At 32.5% G+C, this 20085-nt stretch carries 20 protein-coding genes and 1 pseudogene; 18 read left to right on the forward strand and 3 right to left on the reverse strand.

Annotated features, from left to right (window positions below; translation table 11 throughout):
- Positions 1-14: 14 nt before the first annotated feature.
- The 3 genes from CD155_RS00085 to CD155_RS00095 all read left to right on the forward strand — a co-directional run bounded on the left by CD155_RS00085 (position 15) and on the right by CD155_RS00095 (position 2430).
- Positions 15-395, forward strand: coding sequence for a GtrA family protein (locus tag CD155_RS00085; protein WP_103212201.1), 381 nt, complete (start codon positions 15-17; stop codon positions 393-395).
- Positions 396-635: 240 nt separating this feature from the next.
- Complete coding sequence (locus CD155_RS00090; protein ID WP_103212202.1) at positions 636-1532, forward strand: cation diffusion facilitator family transporter; 897 nt, start codon at positions 636-638, stop codon at positions 1530-1532.
- 211 nt (positions 1533-1743) lie between these two features.
- Complete coding sequence (locus tag CD155_RS00095) at positions 1744-2430, forward strand: 2,3-diphosphoglycerate-dependent phosphoglycerate mutase (RefSeq protein WP_070871789.1); 687 nt, start codon at positions 1744-1746, stop codon at positions 2428-2430.
- 211 nt (positions 2431-2641) lie between these two features.
- Here CD155_RS00095 and CD155_RS00100 read toward each other — a convergent pair whose 3' ends face one another.
- On the reverse strand, positions 2642-2746 hold the full coding sequence (locus CD155_RS00100) for a putative metal homeostasis protein (protein ID WP_000762708.1): 105 nt from the start codon (positions 2744-2746) through the stop codon (positions 2642-2644).
- Between the two features lie 220 nt (positions 2747-2966).
- Here CD155_RS00100 and CD155_RS00105 point away from each other — a divergent pair, with 220 nt between their 5' ends.
- From CD155_RS00105 to CD155_RS00125, 5 genes are all read left to right on the forward strand, one after another.
- Positions 2967-4403 carry an MDR family MFS transporter gene (locus CD155_RS00105; RefSeq protein WP_070830228.1) on the forward strand — a complete coding sequence of 479 codons (1437 nt, stop codon included), beginning with the start codon at positions 2967-2969 and terminating at the stop codon, positions 4401-4403.
- A gap of 146 nt (positions 4404-4549) precedes the next feature.
- Positions 4550-5341, forward strand: a complete 792-nt coding sequence (locus tag CD155_RS00110; protein WP_002444075.1) for a transporter substrate-binding domain-containing protein — start codon at positions 4550-4552, stop codon at positions 5339-5341.
- Positions 5322-6041, forward strand: a complete 720-nt coding sequence (locus tag CD155_RS00115) for an amino acid ABC transporter permease (protein WP_002444072.1) — start codon at positions 5322-5324, stop codon at positions 6039-6041. Before CD155_RS00110 ends, CD155_RS00115 begins: the two co-directional genes overlap by 20 nt.
- Positions 6038-6769: an amino acid ABC transporter ATP-binding protein gene (locus tag CD155_RS00120; RefSeq protein ID WP_002444070.1), complete on the forward strand. Its 732-nt coding sequence runs from the start codon at positions 6038-6040 to the stop codon at positions 6767-6769. The genes CD155_RS00115 and CD155_RS00120 overlap by 4 nt, the downstream gene beginning before the upstream one ends.
- Before the next feature lie 233 nt (positions 6770-7002).
- Positions 7003-7347, forward strand: a complete 345-nt coding sequence (locus CD155_RS00125) for an ASCH domain-containing protein (protein ID WP_103212203.1) — start codon at positions 7003-7005, stop codon at positions 7345-7347.
- A gap of 351 nt (positions 7348-7698) precedes the next feature.
- Here the strand turns inward: CD155_RS00125 and CD155_RS00130 are convergent, their stop codons facing one another.
- Positions 7699-8946, reverse strand: coding sequence for an aminoacyltransferase (locus tag CD155_RS00130; RefSeq protein WP_103212226.1), 1248 nt, complete (start codon positions 8944-8946; stop codon positions 7699-7701).
- 341 nt (positions 8947-9287) lie between these two features.
- Here CD155_RS00130 and CD155_RS00135 point away from each other — a divergent pair, with 341 nt between their 5' ends.
- From CD155_RS00135 to CD155_RS00165, 7 genes and pseudogenes are all read left to right on the forward strand, one after another.
- The gene (locus CD155_RS00135) at positions 9288-9647 is read left to right on the forward strand and encodes a DUF4467 domain-containing protein (RefSeq protein WP_070830231.1); all 360 of its coding nucleotides are present in this window, start codon (positions 9288-9290) and stop codon (positions 9645-9647) included.
- A 26-nt stretch (positions 9648-9673) separates the two neighbouring features.
- On the forward strand, positions 9674-10267 hold the full coding sequence (locus CD155_RS00140; RefSeq protein ID WP_070871796.1) for a DsbA family protein: 594 nt from the start codon (positions 9674-9676) through the stop codon (positions 10265-10267).
- Positions 10268-10510: 243 nt separating this feature from the next.
- A pseudogene (locus tag CD155_RS00145) lies at positions 10511-11479 on the forward strand (metal ABC transporter solute-binding protein, Zn/Mn family); the annotation flags it as partial.
- Between the two features lie 117 nt (positions 11480-11596).
- Entirely contained in the window at positions 11597-12064 is a 468-nt protein-coding gene (locus tag CD155_RS00150; RefSeq protein ID WP_070830233.1) for an SRPBCC family protein, read from the forward strand.
- A gap of 81 nt (positions 12065-12145) precedes the next feature.
- Entirely contained in the window at positions 12146-12328 is a 183-nt protein-coding gene (locus tag CD155_RS00155) for a hypothetical protein (protein WP_370444535.1), read from the forward strand.
- Between the two features lie 134 nt (positions 12329-12462).
- Positions 12463-13284, forward strand: a complete 822-nt coding sequence (locus CD155_RS00160; RefSeq protein WP_103212206.1) for a formate/nitrite transporter family protein — start codon at positions 12463-12465, stop codon at positions 13282-13284.
- Positions 13285-13472: 188 nt separating this feature from the next.
- Positions 13473-14009: a GNAT family N-acetyltransferase gene (locus tag CD155_RS00165; protein WP_070830234.1), complete on the forward strand. Its 537-nt coding sequence runs from the start codon at positions 13473-13475 to the stop codon at positions 14007-14009.
- Between the two features lie 359 nt (positions 14010-14368).
- Here CD155_RS00165 and nikA read toward each other — a convergent pair whose 3' ends face one another.
- Positions 14369-15844, reverse strand: a complete 1476-nt coding sequence (nikA, locus tag CD155_RS00170; RefSeq protein ID WP_103212207.1) for a nickel ABC transporter substrate-binding protein — start codon at positions 15842-15844, stop codon at positions 14369-14371.
- Between the two features lie 53 nt (positions 15845-15897).
- Here nikA and CD155_RS00175 point away from each other — a divergent pair, with 53 nt between their 5' ends.
- From CD155_RS00175 to nirB, 3 genes are all read left to right on the forward strand, one after another.
- Positions 15898-16620: a class I SAM-dependent methyltransferase gene (locus tag CD155_RS00175; RefSeq protein ID WP_103212208.1), complete on the forward strand. Its 723-nt coding sequence runs from the start codon at positions 15898-15900 to the stop codon at positions 16618-16620.
- A gap of 244 nt (positions 16621-16864) precedes the next feature.
- A complete protein-coding gene (locus CD155_RS00180) occupies positions 16865-17584 on the forward strand; it encodes a sirohydrochlorin chelatase (RefSeq protein ID WP_103212209.1) in 720 nt (239 codons plus the stop codon).
- Positions 17585-17679: 95 nt separating this feature from the next.
- Positions 17680-20085 carry a nitrite reductase large subunit NirB gene (nirB, locus tag CD155_RS00185; protein WP_103212210.1) on the forward strand — a complete coding sequence of 802 codons (2406 nt, stop codon included), beginning with the start codon at positions 17680-17682 and terminating at the stop codon, positions 20083-20085.

Genomic DNA, 20085 nt, shown 5'->3' on the forward strand with positions numbered 1-20085 from the left:
AAAGGAGACACATAATGAGATTAACCCAAACACATTATGAAATTATAAAATTTGTAATAGTGGGTGGAATCAATACTTTAAATTACTATATTGTATATTTATTACTTCTAAAGTTATTAAATGTTAATTACTTAGTCAGTCACGTCACAGGATTTATTGTGAGTTTCATCATTTCATATTACTTAAATTGTTATTTTGTTTATAAAGTCAAACCTACCTTAAAAAAGTTTTTGAGTTTTCCGTTAACGCAAGTTGTGAATATGGGGATGCAAACGCTATTGTTATACATATTCGTGCAATGGTTTCATATTTCTTCAGAAATTGCACCATTTGTAGGATTAGTAATTACAATTCCAATTACATTCATCTTATCTAAATGGCTGTTGCGAGATTAAACTGTTAACCATACCATCTAAGTCGATTGAGGCTTAGGTGGTATTTTTTATATGAAAAATGATTTAAGAAAGTGCCATAAAAGTGAGGCATATTTGATAAAATTAAATTAATAAATTAGGTAAATCTAAAAATTTAATTAGTTTGTTTACATAAAAAATACAGAAATAAAAAAACGTTGTAATAGCTCGAATATTGATTCATACTATGATTACTAAAGGAAAATAAGGTGGTAAGTTCGCATGTCTCAAAGTGAAAATTTGAAGATAGCCCAACGTGGTGCCTACCTCAGTTTAGTCGTTTACATCATCTTATCGATAACCAAGTATGTAGTTGGATATATGTATAATTCAGCTGCTGTAAGAGCAGATGCTTTAAACAATATGACGGACATTCTTGTATCAATTGCTGTTATTGTAGGTCTTAAAATTTCTATCAAACCAGCTGATAAAAATCATCCTTATGGTCATTTGAAATCTGAGAATATTTCAACGTTATTAGTTTCGTTCATTATTATGTTTGTAGGGATTCAAGTCGTTATTGAAAATGCGCCAAGATTAATCACGCATGATAGACATGTCCCGAATATCATGACTATTATTGTTAGTGTTATAAGTGGTGTAATTATGTTAGGTGTATTTTACGTTAATCACAGACTTGCTAAGAGAACAAAAAGTAGTTCATTAAGTTCAGCCGCAAAAGATAATTTATCTGATAGTTTAGTTAGTATCGGAACAGCAATTGGTCTAATATTTACACAAATTGGATTTCCGATTGTCGATATTATTTTAGCGACATTTTTAGGATTGTTAATTATTTATACAGGTTTTGGAATCTTTAAAGAGTCTATATTTACTTTAAGTGATGGCTTTAATGAAAAGGATTTGGAAGAGTATCGTAATGATATCTTGGAAGTGGAAGATGTTATTGATGTGAATAGCATTAAAGGTAGATATCATGGTAGTAGTATTTTTCTTGATGTAACGATTGTGGTTCAATCTGATTTATCTTTATATGAAGCACATCAAATTTGTGATAGAGTTGAAAATCATTTACATGGTAAAGGCATTTCGTCAGTATATGTTCATCCAGAACCTAATGATAAGGAACATCATATAAATGATGACTCAATATCATAACATATCAATAGACCTTGCTCTTTGTTAATGTGAGTGGGGTCTATTTTTTTATGAGTTAGGATGATGAATTTTAAAAATTGGTGAGCGGTCAGGATATTACTAAAATAGCCATACAATTGTTTGGGAAATATGGGAATTGCGTTTTATAATAAAAGTAGTGAGAGAAAAGTGTGGCCAATTAAGTAATTTAAACTAGGAAGGTGTTTTTCTTATGCCAAAATTAATATTATGTCGTCATGGACAAAGTGAATGGAACGCTAAAAACTTGTTCACAGGATGGGCAGACGTTAAGTTATCGGAACAAGGTATTGAGGAAGCGAAAACAGCAGGAAAAAAAGTAGAAGAAAATAAATTGGAAATTGATGTTGCTTATACATCATTACTTACAAGAGCTTTAGAAACAACACAATATATTTTAGCTGGTTCTGATCAACAATGGATTCCAGTTCATAAAAGTTGGCGTCTCAATGAACGACACTATGGTGCACTACAAGGTTTGAATAAAGATGATGCTCGTGAAAAATGGGGCGAAGAGCAAGTGCATCAATGGAGACGTTCTTATGATGTTCAACCGCCTGCAGAAAGTGAAGAACAACGTGATGATTACTTACGCAATCGTAGATATAATCACTTAGATAAAAGAATGATGCCGTACTCTGAAAGTTTAAAGGATACTTTAGAACGTGTGGTACCTATATGGACTGATCGAATTTCACAACATCTATTAGATGGAGAAACAGTACTTGTGTCTGCACATGGTAACTCTATAAGAGCATTAATCAAATATTTAGAAGATTTATCAGATGAGGAAATCGTCGGATATGAAATTAAGACAGGTGCACCACTTGTTTATGAATTAACAGATGATTTGGATGTTAAAGATAAATACTATTTATAATATAGAAAAATAACGCAAGCCATTAAATGATAAAGTATTAAATTATCATTTAATGGCTTTTCTATTGTGAAGTTATAAGCTGATAGTAAGGAAATTTAAGAATAAAATGTTTAATAGCTTACCCAATTCGGGGAAATGATAACGATATCGTAAGTTGATTCACATTCAAATAAATATTTTTAATGATATTTGCATAGTTAAATTTTAGAAATTATTTAGCTCTTTTATGTTGTTTAATAATCTTTAAAGCACGTTTTCTTGTTTTGATATTTGGACTGTTAAGATTACGTCGTGCAGTTTGTAAATCTAGTTTCATATCATTTTCCTCCTTTTCTAGCTATATTATGGAAGAAAAAAGTTTATTTGTAAATAGTAATTATTACGATTTACTAAAAATAGTTATCCTTTCTCAAAGGCACTAACAATTTTTGAAGTTATTTTCAGTAGTAAAATGAGTCAATTATATGATTGATGCACTCAAAATATGTATAATAGGCAAATATCTAATTGATAATTTATAAAAAGGAGGGATAATCATGTCTTTAAAAACCAAGTTAGTCATGATTATTACAATGTTACTTGGTGGATTCTTTGGATTATTAAATGAGACACTATTAACAACTGCATTACCAAGTATTATGAAAGATTTTCATATCCAATATTCCCAAGTACAATGGCTAACGACAGCGTTTCTACTCACGAATGGGGTAGTCATTCCATTGTCAGCTTTAGTCATTCAACGCTTTACAACAAGACAAGTGTTCTTAACGGGAATTCTGATTTTCTTTATAGGAACAATTGTCGGAGGTTTCAGTCCTAATTTTACAATTTTATTATTCGCAAGAATTATTCAAGCCTTAGGTTCAGGAATTATGATGCCATTAATGATGACAACCATTCTTGATATTTTCGAACCACATGAACGTGGTAAATACATGGGCATCTTCGGACTTGTCATTGGTTTAGCGCCTGCGATAGGACCTACGCTATCAGGTTATTTAGTGGAGTATTTTAACTGGAGATCGTTATTCCATGTCGTTGCACCTATTGCGGCAATCACATTTATCATTGCTTTATTTACCGTTAAAAATGTTGGCACAAACGTGAAAGTGCCTATTGATATCATTTCGATTATATTATCTGTCTTTGGATTTGGTGGTCTATTATATGGTACAAGTTCGATTTCACACGATGGATGGGATGATCCAATTGTCATAACAACAATTATTGGCGGTATCATACTCGTAGCATTATTTATTTGGAGACAATCTCATCTTGAAACGCCATTACTTAATTTCGGAGTATTTAAAAATAAACAATTTGCTATAGGATTATTAATCATGGCAGTAACGATGATTTCCATGATTGGTTCAGAAACAGTACTACCTATGTTTGTTCAAAACCTATTAAATGAGTCTGCACTTGATTCAGGACTTATACTTTTACCTGGTGCGATTGTCATGGCAGTGATGTCTATGACTTCTGGTGCTATGTATGAAAAGTTTGGTGCCAAGCCATTAGCTATCATCGGTATGTTAATCGTGATTATCACAACCTCTTATTTCGTAGTGATGGATGAACATACATCAACAATTATGTTAGCAACCGTTTATGCGATTCGTATGATAGGTATTGCTTTAGGATTAATGCCAGTCATGACACATACGATGAATCAATTAACACCAGAAATGAACGCACATGGATCTTCCATGACGAATACAGTCCAACAAATTTCCGGTTCAATTGGTACGGCAGGTTTAATTACAATCTTGAGTCAGGCGAGTCAACATTTTTCACCTAAAATGAGTGACTATAAAGGTATGAATAAACAAGAAATGATTGGTCAAATTAAAATTGATACGATGCTTCATGGTTACCATGCTGGATTTTTATTTGCGGTTATTATTACAGTTATTAGTTTCCTATGTACATTTATGATTAAGAAAACTTCCAAATCTAAGACTCAAGAGTAAACATGCGTGCGTGTTTTTGAGTATAAAAAATATATTAGAATATTCTGAACACTTGATATAAAAGAACTTCTTATTGACTATTATAATTTTAAAGGATAAAATATTTTTATTCCGATTAGAATAATAAGAATAAGGGGTTTAGATAAATGAAGAGACTTTTATTTTGCGTTATCGCATTAGTTTTCGTGTTAGCCGCATGTGGCAATAACGATTCTTCAAGTAATAAAGATGGTAAATCAAGCAGCAAAGATGATAATACATTACGTGTAGGTACTGAAGGTACATATGCACCATTCACTTTCCACAATAAAAAAGACCAATTAACAGGTTACGATATTGATGTCATCAAAGCCGTAGCTAAAGCAGAGAATTTGAAATTGAAATTCAATGAAACATCATGGGATTCAATGTTCGCTGGATTAGATGCAGGACGTTTCGATGTTATCGCTAACCAAGTTGGTGTCAATAAAGACAGAGAGAAGAAATATAAATTCTCAGATCCTTACACATACTCAAGTGCAGTATTAGTCGTTCGTGATAATGAGAAAGATATTAAATCATTTAATGATGTTAAAGGTAAAAAGCTAGCACAAACATTTACTTCAAATTATGGTCAGTTAGCTAAAGATAAAGGTGCTGACATTACTAAAGTTGATGGTTTTAATCAATCAATGGATTTATTATTATCAAAACGCGTAGATGGTACATTCAATGATAGTCTTTCTTATTTAGATTATAAGAAACAAAAGCCTAATGCTAAGATTAAAGCAATTAAAGGTAATGCTGAACAAAACAAATCAGCTTTCGCATTTTCTAAAAAAGTAGATGATAAAACAGTTCAAAAATTCAACGAAGGTCTTAAGAAAATTAGAGATAACGGTGAATTAGCTAAAATAGGTAAGAAATGGTTTGGTCAAGATGTTTCTAAGTCTAAATAGTGAACAACAACACGCTTTAGATGCAGCAAAACAAGCATTTGGTCCAATGTTAGAGGGATTGGTGAAATACTCAATCCCTATTACTATAGTTACATTTATATTAGGACTTATTATTGCCTTGTTTACTGCATTGATGCGTATTTCAACAAGTAAAATTTTAAGAGGTATCGCACGCGTTTATGTTTCAATCATTCGAGGTACACCAATGATTGTTCAGTTATTTATTATATTTTATGGTATACCAGAGCTTGGAAGACTTATTACCAATGATGCGGATAATCAATGGACATTAGCACCAGTTGTAGCAGCAATTATAGGATTGTCATTCAATGTAGGCGCTTATGCATCTGAAATTATTCGTGGAGGTATTATTTCAATTCCGAAGGGACAAACTGAAGCGGCATATTCAATCGGAATGAATTATCGCCAAACAGTTCAGCGTATTATTCTACCACAAGCGATACGTGTTTCTATCCCTGCATTAGGTAATACATTTTTAGGGTTAATCAAGGATACATCATTATTAGGATTTATTCTTGTAGCTGAAATGTTCAGAAAGGCTCAGGAAGTAGCTTCAACTTCGTATGAATATTTAACAATTTATATTCTTGTAGCTATCATGTATTGGGTTGTATGCTTTATCATCTCTATTATTCAAGGATGGTATGAATCACGCATTGAAAGAGGGTATCGCTCATGATTGAATTAAAAAATATCCATAAGTCTTTTAATGATACAGAAGTGATTAAAGGTATCGATTTAACAGTCGATAAAGGTGAAGTTGTGACATTAATAGGACGTTCAGGCTCAGGAAAGACGACCTTACTACGTATGATGAATGCATTAGAAATACCAACTCAAGGTTCAGTGTTTGTAAACGGTAAAACCTATACTGAAAAGGATAAAAAATCACAAATCGAAGTGCGTCAACAATCTGGTATGGTCTTCCAGAGTTATAATTTATTTCCACACAAATCCGCATTAGAGAATGTGATGGAAGGTCTTGTTACAGTTAAGAAAATGCAAAAAGCTGAAGCTAAAAGTAAAGCAATGGAACTATTGGAGAAGGTAGGTTTAGTGCACGTTAAAGATCAACGTCCCCATGCATTATCAGGAGGGCAACAGCAACGTGTAGCCATTGCTCGAGCGTTAGCTATGAATCCTAAAGTCATGCTTTTCGATGAACCTACATCTGCACTTGACCCAGAGTTAGTAAATGATGTATTAAAGGTAATTAAAGAACTAGCTGATGAAGGTATGACAATGGTCATTGTTACACATGAAATGCGCTTTGCTCGAGAAGTTTCAAATCAAACAGTCTTTATTCATGAAGGTGTAATCGCAGAACAAGGCGCACCAGATGAATTATTTAATCATCCTAAAACTGAAGAATTAAAACGCTTTTTAAATGTAATTAACGAAGAATAGTAGAAGTAGAGGCTGAGACATAATTAAATGTTTCAGCCTTTTTTAACATATTGGCAGTAGATGTCTGAATTGAAAGTTCGCTTATATCAAGCTTCTTTCAATCCTAGCCATCCTTGCCGGGGTGGGACAACGAAAATAATTTTGCTAAATTATATTTCTGTCCCTCTCCCTATTTTGTGTTAGAATAGGTGTAATTTAATTTTTCAAAAAAGAACAGTTTGAGGAGTGAAAGAATGGAGCACTCGATGAAACTCTATGTTGAGCCATTTGAAGCGGTTCGCAACAATAGAAAGACGATAGAAATAAGATTAAATGATGAAAAAAGACAATCAATTAAAATAGGAGATACGATTGTTTTTACAAATATAGAATCGCCTGAGAAAAAAATGAAAGTAAAAGTGTTAGAAAAAAGAGTTTTCGATACTTTCCAACAGTTATTTAATTATTATGATAATGATGATCTCGGTTATAGTGATAATGTCTCATTAGCACAAAAAGTAGCTAGTATTTATAAAATTTACAATCAAAATGATGAATTAAATCACGGCGTTGTAGCTTTAAAAATAAAATTAGTTTAATCATAAATATGACTGTATATAAAAACTACCCCCAAAGTCAGAGACCTTGAGGGCGGTGTAAAAGGTTGAGACTAAAATATATTCTCAAAAGAATCAAGTAGTATTGATGGCGACACGCCTGCAGGAATAGCATGAGTCTTGAGACTACTTGCAGAATTTATTGATTTTTAAAAGACAGGCTACGCAGTAGCTGATTGATATTGAGCTCATAAAATGGCTCAACATCTAATCATCCTTGCGGGGGTGATAACACGAATTCTTTATCACTCCCAAGCCATGCCCGCGGCAAGGGAGCTGGTCAATACGAAGTGATATTATAATCTAGTTAATGTCTCAACAGCACAACTTCTATTATTTACGATTTTCTAGTGTTTCTTTTACTCTATAGAAAATAGGTTTAATCGGTTTGATAAAGTCCCCGATATATTCATAAACATCAGCATTAAAGCCTTCTTTGAACTTTTGAACACCTGCATCTTCAGCATCTTCACTAAAGTCCCCAGTAATACCATAGAAATTATATCGATCAATGTTATGTTCTTTTGCGAACTTAATCATTTCCCATTGTAAACGATAAGCTCCCATATACGCATTATATTTAGGGTTTGAACCACTTGAAAGATAATATACTTCATGTTCATTATAAATATACAATGCTGCAGCTAAGTTCAGTACTTGTCCTTCTTCATCAATTTTTTCTTTAGTTTGTTTGATTTTACGTTCATTACTATCAAATTGTTGTTTAACTTGAGTATATTTTGTCTTATTTTTCTTAGAATTAGGATTCTCTTCAAGCGTTTGTTCAACCTCTTTAAGTTGCTTTTCTAATTCTTTATGTTTGTCTTGTAACGTATTTAAATAATCTTGTAAGTCAATGTAAGCAAGTTTAAGCATTGCATGGTCTTCATATGTTTTTTGCATATCTTCGAAATATGGTTTTTCACGGAATTTGAAACCATGTTTCTCTTCGGCCATTTGGAAGAGTTCAAAGAACGTATCAGTTTCTTCGATAGGAAGTGTTTTAACTTGGACGCCCATTTCATATGTTTTCTTAATATTACGGCGAGTTTGATAATCCATTTCTTTCAATAACTGATCTTCGGATTTATCTTTAAGATTTAGAACGGATAGCCAGCGAATTTGGCTCATCGTATCGTAACCAACTGTATAGCCTTGGTGTTTATAACCTAAGTCTTCTAACGTTTTAATGAAAGGTCGATTATCAAATGATTCGATAATTTCACCTTCAGCATTTCTTAAGTTTTCTAACAAGTAAGGGTCAACAAGTACATATAAACAGTTGCGCTTTTTCAAATAATCTGTGAGGGATTTGAAGAAGAAACGAACTAATGTCAAGTTGCGATAATCCATCACTGGACCTCTATGTGTGTAGAAATATTTAAAGAATTTAAGTGAACGTGCTTCTGTTAAAAGACAAGCAGCAATGACTTTATCATTGTCATCCTTAACTCCCACAAGATGAACGTCACCTTTCATTTTATTACGGTTATTATAATGTATACTGGATTGTGTATAATGAGAAAAGTTTTCTGAAGTAAATCGATCAAATTCTTCAGATGTCAAGTTAACAAATTTCATCATCAATCTTCCCCTCTATGTCGATTTCGTTATCAATATTGTCATGATTTATCTATTTTACCAAACTAAAGGCATCATTACATATAATAACACAAATAATAACGTCATACTTTTGTATGAGATAAATTTACCCCAACTTAAATAATCTTAATAAAATCATAAAATTAAGAATAACTAGCATCGTAGCTCTATTCGTTATATGATAGAATTTATAATGAAAGAGTGAGATTCTAGCATTGCTCATTTTTGAAAAGGAATTCAATGAATGTATAATGTATAGACTTTCACGGTAATTTAATTTTCTACTAATTAGAATAAGTAGAGAGGCAGGAGTGAGTAGTTTGAAGAAATTGGCAGTTTCTTTAGCTGTAATCGCACTATTGTTAGCAGGTTGCAGTAGTAGTAAATACACAGATAAAATTGATAAAGCTGTGAAAATGCAAGACAAAAAACAAGAAAAAATTGCTAAAAACGATTCAGGCGATGAAGTCAAACATTTTGATAAAAAAGATGCAAATATCTATGTTTTTAATAAAGGGAAATATGTCATTCTAGCTTATAAACCATTAAGTGATGATGCAGAAGTTCATTATTATACTTATGAGTTTAAAGGTAAAAAGGCACATTACAAAGAAAACTTTAATTCAAAAGGTTATTACCAATCGCATGAACCTGACTATAAAGAAGAGAATATGAAATAATCGCGTTTTAGCAAGAAGGAGCACCAATGAAAAAAGTAATTGGATTAATGAGTGTCATAACTATTATTCTATTGTTTGGATGTTCAAAGCAACCTAGTTCTACTAATGATGTACAAAATGGAAAGCCACTCATAGTGATGTATGGTGATTTTAAATGTCCATATTGTAAGAAAGTAGAAGACAATGTGATGCCTAAATTAAAGAACAACTATATTGATAAAGATAAAGTAAAATTCCAATATGTGAATTTAGCCTTTTTGGGAAAGGATTCTATTATAGGTTCTAGGGCACAACATGCAGTCAATCACTATACACCTAAGTATTCACTCCAATTTCAAAAGTTAATGTTTGAGCAACAACAAGATGAAGATAAACAATGGATTACTCATAAATTAGTAGATCAACAAATTGATAAATTAAATATAAGTCAACATAGTAAAGATAAAATTAAAAAAGACTATAAAACTAAAGATTCTGTATCATGGAAAGCTGCTGATAAAGATAAACAAATAGGTAAGGAACATCATATTAAACAAACGCCAACAGTATTTATTAAAGGTAAAAAAGTTAAAGACCCATACCATTTCAGTAGTTATGAAACATTATTGAAAGACAAATAATACTGTCTTAAAAAGAAGATATAAACGTTTTTAATAAACGACCAGAGTATTGATTTAAATTGGCCTCTATAGTGAATGTTAAAAATTCATTATAGGGGCCATTATTTTATTTTGATTCATTTTGAAGAACTTTTTTACCATTCAAATAGATATCAATCATACTTTTTTGAAAAACACCTTGTAATTTAGTGAAGTTAGGTTTATACTTTTAAATCGTAATAATTACTATTTAGGAGGCTGTTTATGAAAAAGGTATTAAGTTTATTATTCATTATCCCTTTATTTGCTGTAATTTTAACGGCGTGTGGAAATGATGATAACAAAAAGCAAGATGGGAAAGTCACTATTAACACGACAGTGTACCCACTTAAATCTTTTGCAGAACAAATAGGTGGAAAGCATGTTGATGTGAAATCAATTTATCCAGCAGGTACGGATTTACATAGTTATGAACCTACTCAAAAAGATATTTTAAATGCGAGTAAGGCAGATTTATTTGTGTATACTGGTGACGATTTAGATCCAGTCGCTAAAAAGGTTGCAAGCACAATCAAAGATAAAAACAAAAAACTTTCTCTTCAAGATAAATTAGACAAATCAAGTTTACTCCCTGACCACCATCATCACGGTGAAGAACATGAGGGGCATGAGGAACATGAACATCATCACCACGGAGAATATGACCCACATATCTGGTTAGACCCTAAAATGGATCAAACATTTGCTAAAGAAATCAAAGATACGTTAGTTAAAAAAGACCCTAAACATAAAAAAGAATATGAAAATAATTATAAAAAATTATACAAACAACTTAATGATTTAGATAAAGATATGAAAAAGGTCACTAAAGACAAAAAGGACCATACCGTATTCATTTCACATGAATCAATGGGTTATTTAGCACATAGATATGGATTCAAACAAGAAGGTATTCAAAATATGAATGCTGAGGATCCATCGCAGAAAGAATTAACTCAAATTGTTAAAGAAATCAAAGATAGTAAAGCGAAATATATTCTTTATGAAGATAACGTTGCGAATAAAGTGACAGAAACAATCCGTAAAGAAACAGATGCGCAACCACTAAAATTTTACAACATGGAATCTTTAAATAAAGATCAACAAAATGATAAAGATATATCATATCAATCATTAATGAAAGAAAATATTAAAAATATAGATAAAGCTTTATCAAACAATACAAAAACAAAATAGCAATACGACATTGAGTCCTCAGTCGAATGATTGAGGGCTCTTAATACCTTTTAAAATGTATTTCTGTTACGATAAAGACACTAATAAAACAGAGATATAATGTGAGGGTTAATAATGCCAATAAAAAAAGAAAAGAACAGAATTATTTTTTCTAGAACATTTAATGCACCGGCGAATAAAGTATTTGATGCATATACTCAGAAAGAACTTTTCGAGCAATGGTTTTATCCAGAAGGTGCTTCTATAGAAGTGTATCAATTTAATGCTGTTGAGGGTGGAAAAGCATTTTTCGCAATTAAAGCACCGAATATGACAAGTTATACAATTACGGAATATCAGAAAGTACAAAAGCCACATCGCCTTGAATACTTAGATTATTTTGCAACGCCACAAGGAGAGAAAGATACATCTATGCCAGGTATGCAAATTTTAATGGATTTTAAAGAGAGTAATGGCAAGACAACTGTAACTTCTACATCTGTTTTTCCAACACAAGATGCTGCTCAACAAGCTTTAGATATGGGTGTGGAACAAGGCATGAACGGTACCTTAGACAATTTAGAAGCGCTATTAGAGAAATAGATGTCATAAATATGTCAGAGTCAAAAAGTCTTATATCATATATAATTAGAATTAAGAAAATATCATGCAAGAGAGGTATATATGATGAAACAAAGATATTTGAAAGTATTGGGACTTTACACATTAACTACTGGCATATCCACAATGTTAGTTACTTCTAATTGCGTATCTAATAAGGCATTAAGATTTATTTTAAGAACAGCACTCGGATACGGCATATTTGCATATTGCTTACACTTTTTAGCTCAACGTAAGCGCAAATAGATCTCAACGTCACTCTAAAGTAGGGGTGGCGTTCTTTTTTTATGGAAAATAAAATTTAATATACACTTATCGAGCGCTAACTAATATAATGTAAAAGTATCATTAAATGCGTGAGGTAGGGAGAGAAAGTAAATATGTTCAAGAATAAGAAAAATATTGAAGATACATATGCTACAAAAGCTATAGTTCACAACATAGCAGGTCAAGTTCAAATGAAAGAGGTTATGGCGGATAAGACGCCAACTCGTTATGCATTGAAATCAATGATGGCTGGGTTCTTACTATCTATTGTTACGGTTTTCATGCTCGCAATTAAAACACAATTTGCGTCTACACATAATGATGGATTAATTAACTTAATGGGTGCCATTTCTTTTAGTTTGGGACTTGTACTTGTCGTGCTTACTCACTCTGAGTTACTTACAAGTAATTTTATGTATTTAACAGTGGGTTGGTACTATAAAGTAATAAGTATGAAGAAAGTCGTTTGGATTTTTATTTTCTGTTTTATTGGGAATATTATTGGTGGATTTATTCTATTCTTCTTAATGAAGTTTTCACACGTGATGACGCCTGAAATGACAGACAGTTTAACAACACTTGTTCACAAGAAAACAGTCGAGTCGACATGGCTCAACATATTAGTTAAAGGTATTTTTTGTAATTTCTTCATCAACATAGGTATTTTTATATCTTTACAATTTAAAGAAGGATTAGCGAAAGCATTTTTCATTGCATGTGGTGTCATCGTCTTTGTCTTTATGGGCTACGAACACGTTGTATTTAATGCTGGTCTATACGCTGGTATGATTTTCTTTAATGCAGATGCGCTATCATGGATTGACCTCATTAAGAATATTGTCTTTGCATTTATTGGTAACTATATCGGTGGTGGCATTTTCGTAGGTTTAGTGTATGCATATTTAAACGGTAAACGTGACAGTTTATCTCAATAAACTTTAGCAGGTTCATTTTTTGAACCTGCTTTTATTTTTGGAAAATAATAAAATGACAGCTAATGACATGAGTACGCCTTCATATTTAAAAAGATTAATTAAATCATATAAGCTCAAATAATGGACATCGATAAGCCGACAAGGTAGGCTATGACTCATGTTCATTGTTAACGTTTGGGAGTGAAAATATGTCAGAAATAAATATAAGAATAGCAAATACAGAAGATGCAGAAGCATTACATCAATTAATGTATGATGCCTTTACACCGTTAAGAGAATTAGGTATTGATTGGCCATCAGTGAATGCGGATTTAAATATGGTCAAAGAAAATATCGTGAATAATACGACCTTTGTGATGGAAAAGGATAATGAAATGATTTCAACAATCACTGTTAGATATCCATGGGGTAGTGTAAGAAGTATATCTGGATATCCTTTCGTATGGTGGTTTGCTACAAAGCCTGCTTACGATGGACAGGGATATGGGAGTCGATTATTGAAGTATGTAGAAGAGGACTTCTTAAGAGATACATTAAAAGCTGCTGCGGTCACATTAGGTACTTCCGCTCGATTACATCCTTGGTTGCTACAAATCTATGAAAAGAGAGGATATGAAATATACGCAGAACATGAGAATGACGATGGCGATTTAGGTGTGATTATGCGTAAAATATTGATACCTGAACGATTTGAAGAGAAAATACTAGGACAACCACCATTTTAAAAACTGAGATAAGATTGATTAAAAAAACATCACATTTTAAATCAATAATATATAAACGAGTGATTGGCTCAAAAGAATTATTCTCAAAAGATAAACGAGGTATTTATGGCGAGACTCCTGATTTCTTTAAAAATGAACTTAAGTGCGAAGCACTTAAGTAAGCAATTCTAATGATTGAAATCAAAGAATTGCTTTAAAGATCAAGGCTGAGACGGCACCCTAGGAACGCGAAGCCATACAATACGAAGTATTGAATATAAAAGTAGCAGTAAGAAGATTCTAATTGAAATCCTCTTACTGCTATTATTTTTTGGAACTCTCTTAAATTAAGATTAATTTCCCAAATTCTACTTAAGAGATTATTCTTTTTTACTTACTTTATAATCAATTAAATATATAGACTCTGGTGTAACGTTGAAGTTTTGAACTTTGTTGCTTACACCATCTATTTGACTGTTATAAGTGATATAACTATTTGGTATATCATCTTTAGATTTTTCTAAAATATCATTTGTCACTGACGCACGTTGTTTTTCTCCAAAAGTCGTATTTAACTTATTAATAAGTTGAGTTACTTCTTCGTTGTTGTAATGACCTTTGTTGAGTGCACCATTTGGTAAGTACGCTGTATTGAAGAAGTAACCTGTATCACCACGAGGTACAGTTAAATAACTATACATGGACACATCCCATGCTTTCGTATCTTTTAAGTAACCATCAATATCATCTACATTACGTAATTGAATATCAATATTTGCTTTTTTAGCTTCAGATTGAATGACTTGGCCAATTTTAGGTAATTCTGGGCGTCCATCATAAGTGACCATATTGATTTTAAGTGGGTGAGATTTCGTATATCCTTCTTGTTCTAATAATTTCTTCGCTTTTTTAATATCTTGATTTTGAACTTTTCCATTTTCCACTGTTTTAAGTCTGTGATTGAAAGGTCCTGAAGCGGGCTTAGCATAATTTTTAGATACATCTTTAGCAATTTCTTTACGATTGATAATCATATCAAATGCTTTTCTAACATTTTTATTCATCTTTTTACTTTCATGATTGTATAGTAGTAAATGTGTTCTAAATCCTGATGTACTTTGGATTTCTGCTTTTTTCGAATTTTTTACATCATTGATTCGATCTATTGGCACATCAGTCGTTAAATCAGATTTGCCTGACAATAGATTATCTACACGTGTATTACCATCTTCGTGGTAAGTTACATTGATTTTCTTCAATTTAGGTTTTCCTTGCCAGTAATCTTTGAATTTAGAGAGTTCAAGTTTTTGTGAACGTTTGTAATTATCTATTTGATAAGGTCCTGTACCTACTGGCTTATCACTCACTTTACTTTTCGCTTTCACATCGTAAATCGCTGCGAATGGACTCGCCAATTCTGATTTTAATTCAGGATAAGGTTCTTTAGTTGTTATTGTGACTTTTTGTCCATCTGCATGAATTGATTGAATCGGCAGTGAACCTTTTAATAAATCACTTTTCTTCATACCTTCTTCAAGACTTTCTTTCACTGCTTGACCAGTTAAATGTCTTCCATCTTGGAATTTAATTTTATCTTTTAAAGTCAGTTCTAATGTACTATCTGATTTTTGTTTATAACTTTTAACTAATAGAGGTCTAACTTTCCCATCTTTAGACATTTTGAAAAGTGATTCTAAAGCACCTACTTTAACAGGGATGTCAGTCTCGTAAGGCGCAATTGACTTCGTCTTTAATGGGATATCGATGTTTAAGGTATCTTTATCAGTTTTTGAATGATTACCACAGCTTGCTAAAATAAAAGATACCATTACAATAAGAATTATAAACTTTTTCATAAAACAAGTCCTTTCTATAAATAAATGAACATAATATGTGATAGGAGAACGATATGTCTAACATTAAAAGTAACATTATCAACTACTGGAATAAGCGATCTCAATCTTTCGTACAACACAAAAAAGAAGAGCTTCACAGTGAACAGGCACAACTTTGGGTTAACGAAATTGAACGCTATGTTCATCTAGATAGTATACAAACCATTTTAGATATTGGAACGGGAGCTGGGTTTTTAGCCATTTTATGCTCCAAACACGATTGTGATGTGACTGGTATTGATATTTCACCTGAAATGATTCATCAAGCTCAGAACTTATCACAAGAATTAAACGTTCATATTCAATTCAAAGTGATGGATGCTGAAGATTTAAACTTTGCGGATGACTCCTTTGATCTTGTCATTGCTCGCAATGTGACTTGGTTAATGACAAATCCTTCCAAAGCTTATGAAGAGTGGTTAAGAGTATTGAAACCACACGGTCATCTTTTAAATTTTGATGCGGATTATGGAAAAGATAATTTTACGCAAATATCAGATTTGTCGAATAGTCATGCGCATAACGATTTAGAGTTTTCAATGCTCAAAGAAAGTGAACATCTAAAAAATGCGATAGATATTAATCAGCACACTCGACCAACATATGACTGTCAGATTCTAGAAAAATGTAATGTATCTAAAATAGAAGTGGATCAAAGTGTATCTCAAAGAGTGAATCGTCCACAAAGTCAATTTTATAACCCATCTCCGTTATTCGGTATACATGTTGTTAAGTAAAATAGCATAGTTTTAAATATTATTATTTTTAATTTTAGACATATTTGTTATTCGCTAACATATTGATTATATAACTTATAATGAAAAATTAAAAATTTTTGTCAGATTTAATGACGTAAATAATTTCGTGAGGACATTCCCTCATGTTTGGAATAAGGGGATTCCCTACTTTTTAAAATAATGTGAAAATAATCACAAATATTCGAAAAATTGTTATACAATGCAGTTGAAAGGATTGGTAATAGTGATAGGTAACATATTAGTCGCGCACGGTATGAGAAAAGGTGAACAAAACAGAGCATTAGAAGAATTTATTACTACACTCCTGAAAAATGAAGACTACCATTATGAGTTGGCCTTTCTAGAAAGTGATACTCAAAATTTAGAGATTACAATGGAAAAAATGATTGAAAAAGGAGTTTCAAGATTTAGAATTGTTCCATTACTCATATTTAGAGCGATGCATTATATCGGTGACATTCCTGAAATTTTGAAAGAAATGAAGGTCAAACACCCTCACATAAAGAGTGAAATGAGTGAACCACTTGGTACACATCCTTATATGAAAGAACTTGTAGAAAAAAGAATTGCTGACGTAAAATTACAAGAAACATCAAATGCTGCAACGGTTATTATCGCGCATGGTAACGGAAGTGGTCGATTTACGAAGGCACATGATGAACTTAAAGAATTTGTTAAAACAATTGATTCAAATCAACCAGTATACGCTAGAGCGTTATATGGTGTTTTAACATTTAGAAATGACTTAGACGAAATCTCAAAGAACTATGACGACCTAATTATCGTGCCACTATTTTTATTTGATGGTCGCTTAGTTAATAAAGTCAAACGTCTTATTTCAGAAATGGACATTCATTGTGATTTGCATATCACGCCATCAATCAATTTTGATACGATTTTAAAATTGATTATTCGTGAGCGTTTGGAACAATTGAATGTTTAATGTTACTTGACTCACTACTTCCTTAGTTTAGACCTTATTACCAATCCTTTAGCAACAGATGGTAAAGTAATTTTTAATGTTAGAGGAGCATATATATGTCTAAACAAAAATTAGTAATGATTGGCAATGGTATGGCAGGAATCAGAACGATAGAGGAAATTATCAATCGTGATGCAGATCGATATGACATCACTGTCATTGGTAAAGAACCTTATCCTAACTATAACCGCATCATGTTATCTAATATTTTACAGAATAAGATGACTGTAGAAGAAACAATAATGAATAGTTATGATTGGTATGCTGAAAATCGTATTGCTTTAATTAATGATGACCCGGTTGTAAAAGTGAATAGAGAAGCTCAAAGTGTTATGACGCAAAGTGGCAAAGAAGTCAATTATGATATTTGTATTTTTGCGACTGGTTCAAAAGCGTTCGTTTTACCTATTGAAGGTTCAGATTTACCTAGCGTGATTGGCTGGAGAACAATTGAAGATACTGAACGAATAATCGATATTGCCAACAAAAAGAAAAAAGCAATTGTAATTGGTGGGGGATTACTTGGTTTAGAATGTGCTAGAGGTTTACTTGATCAAGGCATGGAAGTCACAGTTTTACACCTTGCTGAATGGCTTATGGAAATGCAATTAGACCGTAAAGCTGCCGACATGCTTAAAGCAGATTTAGAAAAGCAAGGTATGCATTTTGAATTACAAGCGAACACTAAAAAGATTATAGGAAATGACGATGTTGAAGCTGTCCAACTCGCCGATGGTCGAGTCATCGAGACAGATTTAGTTGTGATGGCGGTAGGTATTAGACCTTATACAGAAGTTGCTAAAGATGCAGGATTAGACGTTGAGCGAGGTATTGTAGTTAATGATTACTTACAAACGTCTGACGCTCATATTTATGCTATAGGTGAATGTGCGCAACATAATGGTAAGGTATACGGCCTTGTAGCTCCTTTATATGAACAAGGTAAAGTACTAGCTGATTATTTAACTGATAATGAAACGAAGGGCTATAAAGGTTCTACAACGTTTACTTCATTAAAGGTTTCAGGTTGCGATTTATATAGTGCGGGTCAAATTGTGGAAAATGAAGAAGTACATGGCATTGAAATCTTTAATAGTATAGACAATATCTATAAGAAAGTTTATTTAAACAATGGACAAGTCGTAGGTGCGGTATTATATGGTGATACAGACGATGGTTCTCGTTTTTATAATATGATGAAAAAGCATGAATCATTAGAAGACTATACCCTTGTGTCATTATTACACAAAGGAAATGAAACATCAGGTACGTCAGTTGCTGATATGGCTGATGATGAAACAGTATGTGGTTGTAATGGCGTGGACAAAGGAACGATTGTTAATGCAATTACTAAAGAAGGACTTACATCAGTAGATGAAGTAACGCAATCAACGAAAGCGGGTAATTCTTGTGGTAAATGTAAGAAACAAATAGGAGAAATACTTCAATACACTTTAGGAGATGACTTTGTTGCTGCGAAGCCTGCAGGTATTTGTAGTTGCACAGATTTAACTAGAGATCAGATTGTGACACAAATTAGAGCTAAAGGACTTAAAACATCCAAAGAAGTCAGACATGTTCTGAATTTCAAAGATAAAAATGGATGTCCAAAATGTCGTCCAGCCATTAATTACTATTTAAATATGGTATATCCATTCGAACATCAAGATGAGAAGGAATCACGCTTTGCGAATGAACGCTATCATGCCAATATTCAAAATGATGGAACATTTTCAGTGATACCTCAAATGAGAGGCGGTGTGACTGATGCCGATCAATTAATTAGACTCGGAGAAGTGGCTAAGAAATATAACGTCCCATTAGTTAAAGTTACTGGGTCACAACGTGTAGGCTTATATGGTTTGAAAAAAGAAGAACTACCTAAAGTATGGGAAGACTTAGGTATGCGTTCAGCTTCGGCTTACGGTAAAAAAACACGTTCAGTTAAAAGTTGTGTAGGGAAAGAGTTTTGCCGCTTTGGTACGCAATATACAACACGTTTAGGTATTAGACTTGAAAAAACATTTGAATATATTGATACACCTCATAAGTTTAAAATGGGCGTTTCAGGTTGCCCAAGAAGCTGTGTTGAGTCTGGTGTCAAAGACTTTGGTGTCATATCAGTCGAGAACGGTTTCCAAATCTATATTGGAGGTAATGGTGGCACTGATGTCACTGTAGGGCAATTGCTCACAACAGTTGAAACAGAAGATGAAGTCATCCAATTATGTGGTGCGCTCATGCAATATTATAGAGAAACCGGCATCTATGCAGAAAGAACAGCACCTTGGCTCAACCGTTTAGGCTTTGAAAATGTTAAAGAAGTTTTATTGGATAAAGATAGACAACAAGAGTTATTCAATCGAATTATGGAAGCTAAAAAAGCAATTGAAATGGAGCCATGGCAAGCTATTGTAGAAGATAACAATGCACAAAAAATCTTTGAAGTTGAGAAGGTGTAA

It is taken from the genome of Staphylococcus caprae (genome assembly GCF_002902725.1).
Lineage (GTDB): Bacteria > Bacillota > Bacilli > Staphylococcales > Staphylococcaceae > Staphylococcus > Staphylococcus caprae.